This is a genomic window from Streptomyces sp. NPDC003691 (genome assembly GCF_053981115.1).
Genome location: NZ_JBSFNQ010000156.1, coordinates 1 through 9,993, shown reverse-complemented (window position 1 = coordinate 9,993; position 9,993 = coordinate 1). Strand labels below are relative to the sequence as shown.

General features: G+C 72.0%; 10 protein-coding genes. 7 read left to right on the top strand and 3 right to left on the bottom strand.

The window, feature by feature from the left end:
- The 3 genes from ACWDR0_RS33680 to ACWDR0_RS33670 form a co-directional block, all read right to left on the bottom strand.
- Window positions 1-208: CstA-like transporter-associated (seleno)protein (locus ACWDR0_RS33680; protein ID WP_456355635.1), on the bottom strand; the 208-nt coding region annotated here is incomplete at its 3' end.
- A complete protein-coding gene (locus ACWDR0_RS33675; protein WP_456355634.1) occupies window positions 205-2,328 on the bottom strand; it encodes a carbon starvation CstA family protein in 2,124 nt (707 codons plus the stop codon). The genes ACWDR0_RS33680 and ACWDR0_RS33675, both read right to left, overlap by 4 nt.
- Before the next feature lie 182 nt (window positions 2,329-2,510).
- Entirely contained in the window at window positions 2,511-2,762 is a 252-nt protein-coding gene (locus ACWDR0_RS33670; protein ID WP_456355633.1) for a DUF3311 domain-containing protein, read from the bottom strand.
- Window positions 2,763-3,108: 346 nt separating this feature from the next.
- Here ACWDR0_RS33670 and ACWDR0_RS33665 point away from each other — a divergent pair, with 346 nt between their 5' ends.
- The 7 genes from ACWDR0_RS33665 to ACWDR0_RS33635 all read left to right on the top strand — a co-directional run.
- On the top strand, window positions 3,109-4,638 hold the full coding sequence (locus ACWDR0_RS33665; RefSeq protein ID WP_456355632.1) for a sodium:solute symporter family protein: 1,530 nt from the start codon (window positions 3,109-3,111) through the stop codon (window positions 4,636-4,638).
- The gene (locus ACWDR0_RS33660) at window positions 4,635-5,315 is read left to right on the top strand and encodes an RNA polymerase sigma factor (RefSeq protein ID WP_456355631.1); all 681 of its coding nucleotides are present in this window, start codon (window positions 4,635-4,637) and stop codon (window positions 5,313-5,315) included. Before ACWDR0_RS33665 ends, ACWDR0_RS33660 begins: the two co-directional genes overlap by 4 nt.
- Window positions 5,312-5,626, top strand: a complete 315-nt coding sequence (locus ACWDR0_RS33655; RefSeq protein ID WP_456355630.1) for a hypothetical protein — start codon at window positions 5,312-5,314, stop codon at window positions 5,624-5,626. Before ACWDR0_RS33660 ends, ACWDR0_RS33655 begins: the two co-directional genes overlap by 4 nt.
- A gap of 207 nt (window positions 5,627-5,833) precedes the next feature.
- A complete protein-coding gene (locus ACWDR0_RS33650; RefSeq protein WP_456355629.1) occupies window positions 5,834-6,490 on the top strand; it encodes an HAD-IA family hydrolase in 657 nt (218 codons plus the stop codon).
- Window positions 6,491-6,656: 166 nt separating this feature from the next.
- A complete protein-coding gene (locus tag ACWDR0_RS33645; RefSeq protein WP_456355628.1) occupies window positions 6,657-8,090 on the top strand; it encodes a cytochrome P450 in 1,434 nt (477 codons plus the stop codon).
- Window positions 8,091-8,210: 120 nt separating this feature from the next.
- A complete protein-coding gene (locus tag ACWDR0_RS33640) occupies window positions 8,211-9,560 on the top strand; it encodes a cytochrome P450 (RefSeq protein ID WP_456355627.1) in 1,350 nt (449 codons plus the stop codon).
- A 95-nt stretch (window positions 9,561-9,655) separates the two neighbouring features.
- Window positions 9,656-9,993: BlaI/MecI/CopY family transcriptional regulator (locus tag ACWDR0_RS33635; RefSeq protein WP_456355626.1), on the top strand; the 338-nt coding region annotated here is incomplete at its 3' end.

Here is a 9,993-nt window from a genome sequence, read left to right as displayed (position 1 = left end):
CCAGAGCGCCTCGGTGGTGCGCCCGGCCCGGTAGTGGGCGAGGCCGTGCCGCAGACTCCCGCCGGGTCGGCACCGGCTCACCGGGCCGGTGCCGCCGCCGGTGCTCGCAGTAGCGGTCGTACGCGGACTCCCCGCTGACCTCGCGCAGATACCAGCGGGCGGCGGCCAGCCAGCGCCGTACCGCCGGTCCCGCCACCGGTACGGTCACTCGCGCACCCCCGTCTTCACCGCCGGGGCCGGCACGTCCAGTGCGGAGGCCACATAGGGGGTTTCGGTGGTCGGCGGCGGAACGGGGGAGCGCAGCGTACGGACGCAGACCACGGCCGCGTTCACGATCACCACCGTCACCAGCAGCACAAAGAGGATGATCAGCACCCCGTCGACGGTGGAGTTCAGCACGATCGTGTCCATATCGCCGGCGTTCTTGGCGGGGGCCAGCACCTTCCCCGCGTCGGCGGCGTCGGCGAACCGGTCGCGCTGGGCGAAGAAGCCGACCCGCGGATCGGGCGAGAACACCTTCTGCCAGCTCGCCGTGAAGGTCACCGCGACCGTGAAGGCGAGCGGCACCCCGGTCACCCACGCCCAGCGGAACCGCCCCGACTTCACCAGCAGCGTCGTCGCCACGGTCAGCGCCACGGCGGCCAGCAGCTGGTTGGCGATGCCGAAGAGCGGGAACAGCTGGTTGATGCCGCCGAGCGGATCGGTGGCACCCGCATACAGGAAGTACCCCCAGCCGCCGACCACCACGGCACTCGCCAGCCAGATCCCCGGCTTCCAGTTGACCCGGCCCATCGGCTTCCACACATTGCCGAGCATGTCCTGGAGCATGAAGCGGCCCACCCGGGTCCCCGCGTCGACGGTGGTCAGGATGAACAACGCCTCGAACATGATGGCGAAGTGGTACCAGAACGCCTTCATGCCCTCCCCGCCGATCACATCGGAGAAGATCTGCGCCATGCCGACCGCCAGTGTCGGGGCGCCGCCGGTCCTGGCCACCAGGGTCGACTCCTCCACCGCCTTCGCCGCCGCCGCCAGATCGTCGGGGGTGATGGTGAAGCCCAGGTTCGCCACGGCCGCGGAGGCCGACTCCACGGTATTGCCCAGCACTCCGGCCGGGGCGTTCATCGCGTAGTAGAGGCCGGGGTCGAGGACCGCGGCGGCGATCAGCGCCATCACGGCGACGAACGACTCCATCAGCATCGCCCCGTAGCCGATCATCCGGACCTGGGACTCCTTGGCGATCAGCTTCGGAGTGGTGCCGGAGGAGACCAGGGAGTGGAAGCCGGAGAGCGCGCCGCAGGCGATCGTGATGAACAGGAACGGGAAGAGCGAACCCGCGAAGACCGGCCCGTTGCCGGAGGAGGCGAAGTCCGTGACGGCATCCGCCTGGAGCTTCGGGGCCGCGAACACCACCCCGAGCGCGAGCAGCGCGATCGTACCGATCTTCATAAAGGTGGAGAGGTAGTCCCGGGGCGCGAGCAGCATCCACACCGGCAGCACCGACGCCACGAAGCCGTACGCCACCAGACAGAACACCAGCGTCGTCGGGCTGAGGGTGAAGGTGTCCGCGAGCGACGACTCCTGGATCCAGCCGCCGCCCACGATCGCCAGCAGCAGCAGCGCCACACCGATCAGACTGGTCTCCAGCACCCGGCCGGGCCGCATGATGTGCAGATAGAAGCCCATGAACAGGGCGATCGGGATGGTCATGGCCACCGAGAACGTGCCCCAGGGCGAATGGGCCAGAGCGTTGACGACCACCAGCGCCAGTACGGCCAGCAGGATGATCATGATGGCGAAGACGGCGATCAGCGCGGCCGTTCCGCCGACCCGGCCGATCTCCTCCCGGGCCATCTGCCCCAGGCTCTTGCCGTCCCGCCGCATCGACAGGAACAGCACCACCATGTCCTGCACCGCCCCGGCGAAGATCACGCCGAAGACGATCCACAGGGTGCCCGGCAGATAGCCCATCTGCACCGCCAGCACCGGACCCACCAGCGGTCCCGCACCCGCGATCGCGGCGAAGTGATGGCCGAGCAGTACGCGTTTGTCGGTGGGCTGGTAGTCGACCCCGTCCTCCAGCCGTTCGGCCGGGGTGGCCCGGGTGTCGTCGGGCTTCAGCACCCGGCGGACGACGAAGCGCGAGTAGAAGCGGTAGGCGATCGCGTACGAACCCAGCGCGGCGGCGACCAGCCAGACGGCCGAGATCTCCTCACCGCGCGAAAGGGCCAGCACGCCCCAGCACAGTGCACCGGTGACGGCGACGGCCGCCCAGATGAGGATCTTCACCGGATTCGCCCGGGACGGGGGCGCGGGGGACGGGGACACAAAGGCTCCTCGGCATGACGGGGACGGGAAAGGACCGCGCGGGGGAGACCGCGCGGCACGCGCCGGGCGGGACGACCGCACGGCACGGGGGAACGGGGCACGGCCGAACGGGCCGTGAACGAACGGGCCCGCGGGGGAGCGGCGGAGCGGTACGGCCGGGCGTGCCGCTCCGGCGGTGCCGGTCAGGGCTCCGGCCGCCGCGGACGGGTCAGCAGATACGCCGCCAGCAGCCCGAGGCCGCAGCCGGGCACCCAGGCGAGCTGGTACCAGTAGAAGAACGGGACCCCCGCGAGCGCGGGGCCGCCCGTCGCGTACGAGGGCACCCAGAGCAGCGCGACGACGGGCGCGAGCAGGGCGGCGGCGGCCAGCGCACGCCGGATCCGGGGGACCGGCCGGTCCTCGTCCCGGGCCGCTCGCCGTACGCTCTCCACCACACGCCTCCTCGTCCACCCGGACCGCTCCGGGTTCCCTCGGCCGTCACCGGTTCACCGGGTGCCGCCGGGGTTCGCCCCGTACGACGCGCTCCCCGGTCCTCCGGACTTCCCGGGTTTCCCGGGTCCTTCGGGCCAATCGGTTTCTTCGGATCAATCGGCAGTTGTCCACAGGTCCGCTCGGTCCTCCGGGCCGGACTGTGCAAGAGTTGCCGGTCACCGCGGTTCGGTTGACAGAAACGGACCACCGGAACGGGACCGGCCGGATCCGGCCCCGGCGGTCCGGGGGCGACCGCGGCCCGGCCCGCACCGGCCGCACCGGAGCACCGGCACACACCGAGGGGGGACGATGAGCGGAACCGTGGTCACCACGGCCTTCCTGGCCGTCGTCGGCACCGCCTCGCTGCTCGCCGCGGCGGCCCGCCGGTTCCGCACCACGGACGCCCTGCCGTCCCTCGACGACTGGGCCCTCGCCGGCCGGAGCCTCGGCCCGGCCTGGACCTGGCTGCTGCTCGGCGGCACCGTCTTCACGGCGTACACCTTCACCGCCGTCCCCGGACTGGCCTACGGCAACGGTGCCCTCGCCTTCTTCGCCGTCCCCTACACGGTCATCGTCTGCCCCCTGGCCTTCGTCCTGCTCCCCAGGCTCTGGGCGGCGGCCCGGGAACACGGCTGCGTCACCGTTGCCGACCTCGTCCGCGCCCGGTTCGGCTCACCGGCCGTCGAACTCGCCGTCGCGCTCACCGGCATCCTCGCGACCATGCCCTATCTGGCACTCCAACTGCTCGGCATCCGCGCCGTCCTGGACGCCACCGGTCCGGCACCTGGCATCGCCGACCTGGCGATGGTCGCCCTCTTCGCCGGACTCGCCGTCGCCACCTACCGGCACGGGCTGCGCGCCCCGGCCGTCATCTCCGGCCTCAAGGGCGCGGCCGTCCTGGGCTCCGCCGCCGCCCTGGTCTGGCTGGTCCTCGACCGCTTCGGCGGTCCCGGCGGGGTCTTCGGCTCCGCCGCCGCCGGGCTCGCCGCCCGCGACGACGGAGCCTCCCTGCTGCTGACGGACGGCCAGCAGCCCGCGTTCGCCACCCTCGCCCTCGGCTCCGCGCTCGCCCTGCTGATGTACCCCCATGTCCTGACCGCCGGTTTCGCGGCCTCCGGGCCCCGCGCCCTGCGCCGGGCCACCGTCGCCCTCCCCGTCTGGACCGCCGTACTGGCCCTCTTCGGTCTCCTCGGCATCGCGGCCGTCGCCGCCGGAGTGCGCACCCCGCCCGGCGCCGCCGAGACCGCCGTCCCACTGCTCGTCGGCGAGCTGATGCCCGCCCCGCTCGCCGGGCTCGTCCTCGGCGCCATCACCGTCGGCGCCTTGGTGCCCGCCGCGGTGATGTCGGTGGCGGCCGCCACCCTGTTCGTCCGCAACGTGTACGTGCCCCGCTTCCAGCCCACGGCCACCCCCAAACGCCAGGTGCGCACCGCCCGCGCGGTCTCCCTGACCGCGAAGGCCGGAGCCGTCGCCTTCGTCTTCGGCCTGCGCGACCAGGCCGCCGTCAACCTCCAGCTGCTCGGCGGGGTATGGATCCTCCAGATCCTGCCCGCCGTCGTCCTCGGTCTCGGTGCCCGCAGACCGCGGCCCGGCGCCCTGCTGGCCGGCTGGGCCGCCGGGATGGTCTTCGGCACCGCCGCGGTCGTCCGGGAGGGCTTCTCGTCCGTGGTCCCCCTCGGCCCGGCCGGAAACTCCCTCCAGGTGTACGCGGGCCTGGCGGCGCTGCTGGTCAATCTCGCGGTGACCGGGGCCGGGCAGGCCCTCGGCGGACGGCCGGCCCCGCGGCGCTCCGGGAACCCCGGACCGGCCCGCGCGGCGGACGGAAGGATCGCCCCGTGAGACGTTTCCCGCGCCCCGCGCGCACACTGACCGCGCCGCCGCCCGCGGACTCCCGGGCCGGCGGGGGCCCCGGAGCCACCGCTGAGTCCGGTGGCGCGGCGGGGTCCCGTGGGACGGCGGGCCCCGGAGGCCGTCCAGCCGCGCCTCCCGGTCCCGCGCCTGCCGCCGACGCCGACCGGGACCGGGAGACCGCCCTCGCCGGACTGTTCGAGGCGCACTACACCTCCATGCTCCGGCTCGCCACGCTCCTGGGCGCCGACGATCCGGAGAACATCGTCGCCGAGGCGTACTACGAGCTGTACCGCACCTGGCGCAGGCTCCGGAGCCCGGACAGGGCAGAGGCGTACCTCCGCTCCGTCGTCTGCAATCTGACCCGGATGCGGATACGCCATCTCCAGGTCGTCCGCCGCCACGCCCGGACCGGGGAAGGCGGCCGGACCCCCGCCGCGGTGGCGTCCGCCGAACACACCGCCCTGCTCCACGACGACCAGCAGGCCCTGATCCGCGCCCTGCGGCAACTGCCGCCCCGGCAGCGGGAGGCGCTCGTCCTCCGCCACTGGCTGGGGCTGAAGGAGGCCGAGATAGCCGAGGCCATGGGCATCTCGGCCGGTTCGGTCAAGACCCACACCGCGCGCGGTATCGCCGCACTGACCCAGGTCATGGAGAACCGCCGATGAGCGCACCCCCCGCCCGCCCGTCCGGCGGAAACGCCGCCTCCGAGACCGAGGCCAAGCTGCGCGAGGCACTGGAGGCCGTCGCGGGCCGGGTCGGACCGCCCGCCCCCGGCGCCTACCGCGCCGTCAGCGCGGACTGGCGGCGCCGCGAGCGCCGCCGGAAGCTGGTGCTCGCCGCCCTGTCCGCGGTGGTCTTCACCCTCGCCGTCCTCGCCGGGCTCTGGGTACTCAACTCGGCGCCGGCGGACCACGACGGAATCTTCCACGACGGCCCGCCGTCCCCCGCGGCGTCCCCCGCCCGGCCGGCCCCCTGACCCGGCCGGACCGGCCCGGCGCGGCGGCGGAACGGCAGCGGGCCCGGAACCCGCGCGGGACCGAGGACCCCCGGCCCGGCCCGGCCCATCCGGTGCCGGTCCACCCCGGCCGGGCTGGACCTTCCCCCGGGGGCGGGCCCCAGGCTCACGGCGCAAGGCAACCGCCGGACGGCCTTCGACCCGTCCGGCCCGACACCGGAGGCCCGGATGACCGAGCGCTGCGTCCTCTTCGACATCGGCGGAGTACTGGAGCACACCCCCGCCACCCACTGGCGCGACCGCTGGGAGCGCCGCCTCGGCCTCGCCCCCGGCACCGTCGACCGCACCCTGGAGCCCGTCTGGGCGGCGGGCGCCACCGGCGCCCTCACCGAATCCGGCGTCCGCACCGAGATCGTCCGCCGCCTCGGCCTGGACTCCCGGAGCGCCGACGCCTTCCTGGCCGACCTGTGGCACGAGTACCTCGGCACCCCGAACACCGGACTGACCGCCTTCGTCCGTGAGCTGCCGCACCGCTTCCCCGGCACCCGCACCGGTGCCCTGAGCAACAGCTTCGCCGGGGCCCGCGAACGGGAGGAGGCCGCGTACGGCTACGGCGCCCTGTTCGAGGAGATCGTCTACTCCCACGAATGCGGCCTCCTCAAACCCGACCCCCGGGCCTACGCACATGTCTGCGAACGTCTCGGCGTCCGTCCGGTGGACTGCCTCTTCGTGGACGACGTCGCCGAGAACGCAGCCGCCGCCGCGGCGGCGGGCATGCGGACGGTCCTGCACCGGAGCAACGGAGAAACCATTGCTGCGATCACCGCCCATGTCTCAACCGGCCGCACGGTTTTGATGAACCCTTCCGGGAGAAAACAATTCTGACGGCTTGTCGTATGTGATTCGAACAGGGCTATGCTGCCTGCGGCCCGGGGACCCGTACGACCGTCGAGGAGTCGCGCCCGGTGCCGGCAGACACGTTCACATGTGCCGGACGGGACCCTGCCGCGACGGGTCTCCTGCCGACTGCACTTTCCGGCTTCGGAGGCCAATGGTGACCACCCCGCGCTCAGACGTCGTCCATGACGGAGAAGGCCAGGCCCCGCCGTCCGGCTGTCCGGCACACGACCTGGGCCTCGACGGACTCACCAGGATCTACGGCCCTGCCGCGGAGGCGGACCCCCAGGCGATGTACGAACGGCTGCGCCGGGAGTACGGGCCCGTGGCACCGGTTCTCCTCCACGGCGATCTGCCTGCCTGGCTCGTGCTGGGACATCGGGAGAACCTCGAAGTCATGCGGACCCCTTCCCTCTACTCCCGCGACTCCCGCATCTGGACGATGTTCAAGGAAGGACGGGTTCCGGCAGATTCGCCGCTCGCCCCCACCCTTGCCTGGCAGCCGCTGTGCCTCTTCGTCGACGGCGAGGAGCATGCCCGGTTGCGCGGCGCGGTGAATGACGGCCTCGGACAGTTCAACCGGCACGGTGTAAGGCGCTATGTCGTGCGCTACACACGCCAGCTGGTGGAAGCCTTCGAGCCGCGGGGCGAGGCCGATCTCGTCAAGGAGTACGCCGAACAGCTACCCATGCTGGTGATGACCCAACTCCTCGGGATGCCCGAGGAGAACGGCCCGGAGCTGGTGGCGGCGGCCCTGGACCTGATCAAGGGCAGCGAGTCGGCCCTGGCGAGCAACGAGTACGTGGTGCAGACGCTCCGCAGGCTGGTCGAGCGCAAGAAGGAGGAACCGGGACGCGATCTCGCCACCACGCTCCTCCAGCACGAATCGGGACTGACGGACGACGAGGTAGTCGAACACCTCCGGCTCATTCTGGTCATGGCCAACGAGACCACCATGAACCTGATCATCAACACGCTGCGTCTGGTCCTCACCGACGGGTCCTTCCGCGCCAGTCTCTCCGGCGGGCAGATGACCCTGCCGAACGCTCTGGACCAGGTGCTGTGGGACGCCCCCCCGATGTCCGTGATCCCGGGGCGCTGGGCCACCGGCGACACGGTGCTCGCCGGACAGCAGATCAGGGCCGGCGACCTGATGATGCTGGGGCTGGCCGCGGGTAACGTCGACCCCGAGATCCGGCCGGACCCTGCGGCGTCGATGTACGGCAACCGTTCCCATCTCGCCTTCAGCAACGGACCCCACGGCTGTCCGGGCCAGGACATCGGCCGGGCGATCGCGGACACCGGAATCGACGCTCTGCTCGCCCTGCTGCCCGGACTCGAACTCGCCGTCATGGACTCCGAACTCCCGGTCAGCAGCGCCTGGCTGAGCCAGCGAATTCAGTCCCTCCCCGTACGGTTCACACCCCGTCACGAGATCCGGGCCGACGACTTCCACGTGAGCACGGATCGCCCTGGGGCCCAGCCCCTGCCCCGCGCCGTCGCGGACCCGGCCGCCGCTCCGCCGGCCCCCGGGCCTTCCGTTCGCCCCTCCTGGTGGCGACGGCTCCTTGCCCGGGCCCGGCGCTGATCCTCCGGGCCGGGAGGAGACCCCAGGTGTACGGCGCCTCGGCCCGGCCCCCTGTCCACGCCGCGCCGGCATCCGGCGCGGCGCACCCGTCCCGAGCCTTCCGGCGCGAGGAGTTGCTCTGTGGCATCCGACGGCTTGAAGCATGTCCCCCGTGCCCCCGGCGCACTTCCGCTGATCGGTCACACTCTTCGGCTCGGTCGCGACCCCCTCGGCTTTCTCCGGACGCTGCGCACCAGCGGTGAGCTGGTGCGCATCGACCTGGGAACCCTGCCCATCTGCGTTGCCACCAGTGCCCGTGTCATTCACCAGGTGACGGTCGAACACGCCCGGTCCTTCGAGAAGGGGCGACTGTACGACCGGGTGCGAACCCTGTTCGGCAACGGACTGGCGACGGCCAACGGCGATGTCCACCGTACCCACCGCCGGTTGATCCAGCCGATGTTCCACCGCTCCCGTATCGAGGGGTACGCGGCCGTGATGAGCCGCCGCGCCGCCGCTCTCGCCGACAGTTGGAGCGATGGACAGCACATCGATATCTGCCATGTGATGAGCGAATACACGATCGAGACGCTTGCCGAGACCATGTTCTCCACGGATATGGGCCGTCCTGCCGTGGACGCGGCGCTGCGCGATCTGCCCGTCGTCCTGCGGACCATGTTGCTGAGGGCCGCCTCCCCCAAGGCCCTCGACCGGTTGCCGATCCGCATCCACCGGGACTTCGACCGGGCCGGGGCCAATCTCCGGAGGATCATCGACGATGTGGTCAGAACCACCCGGAGCGAACGGAGGGAGGGGCAGGAGGACCTGGTGTCCTTGCTGCTCGACGCCCGTGACGAAACCACCGGCCTCGGGCTCACCGACGAGGAGGTCAGAGACGAACTGGTCACCTTTCTCTTCGCGGGTACGGACACCACCGCCTCCGTTCTCGCCTGGGCGGTCTCCGAGATCGCCCGCCACCCCCGGGTCGAGCGGGACGTCCTGACCGAGATCGATGAGGTGATCGGGGCCCGGCCGGTGACGGTCGACGACATCCCCCGCCTCGGTACGATCCGACGCGTACTCGACGAGGCGGTCCGGCTCCACGGGGCGACTCTGCTGATGCGCCGTACGACGGAACCGGTCGAGTTGGGCGGATATCGGCTCCCCGCCCAGGTGGAGGTGGCGTTCAGTCTCTACGCCATGCACCGCGACCCCGCGCTCTATCCCGACGCCGACCGCTTCGACCCCGACCGGTGGCTCCCGGAGCGGCGGGCGACAGTACCCCGGGAGGCATTCATCCCCTTCGGAGCGGGCAACCGCAAGTGCATCGGGGACGCCTTCGCCTGGACCGAGGCCACCATTGTCCTGGCCACCGTCCTGGCCCGCTGGCGGCTGCGCCCGGCACCCGGAAGCGGGGAACCCCGCGAGTCGGCGGCGGTGATGGCCTGCCCCGACCGTGTCCCCATGGTGGTGGAGGAGCGCCACCGCTGACCGGCGGCCGCGGCCGCCACGGTACGGTCCCTCCGGCACTGTGATAATCGGCGAACCGGTTGGGAGGGACCTGCCCTCTCCCTAGTGTGGTTTCCGTGAAGGGACAACTGGGAGATCTCGAAGATGCGGTGATGACCCGGGTGTGGCGGCTCGACCGGCCCGTGACGGTCCGGGAGGTGATGCTCGAACTCCGCAGGGAACGGAGCATCGCCTACACCACCGTGATGACCGTGATGGACAAGGTGCACCGCAAGGGGCTGCTCCGCCGGGAGCTCGACGGACGCGCCTACCGCTACACCGCCGTCGCCACCCGCGCCGACTACGCCGCCGGTCTGATGACCGAGGCATGGTCGCACGGGGACTGCCCCACCCAGGCGCTGGTGGGGTTCGGGACCGGCTTCCTCTACGCGTGGGGACGATTCCGGCGTCCGGC

Bases quoted from the DNA above. Each gene is read 5' to 3' on its own strand.
- ACWDR0_RS33665 (WP_456355632.1), top strand. From the start codon at position 3,109: ATGAGCGGAACCGTGGTCACCACGGCCTTCCTGGCCGTCGTCGGCACC.
- ACWDR0_RS33655 (WP_456355630.1), top strand. From the start codon at position 5,312: ATGAGCGCACCCCCCGCCCGCCCGTCCGGCGGAAACGCCGCCTCCGAG.
- ACWDR0_RS33645 (WP_456355628.1), top strand. From the start codon at position 6,657: ATGGTGACCACCCCGCGCTCAGACGTCGTCCATGACGGAGAAGGCCAG.
- ACWDR0_RS33650 (WP_456355629.1), top strand. From the start codon at position 5,834: ATGACCGAGCGCTGCGTCCTCTTCGACATCGGCGGAGTACTGGAGCAC.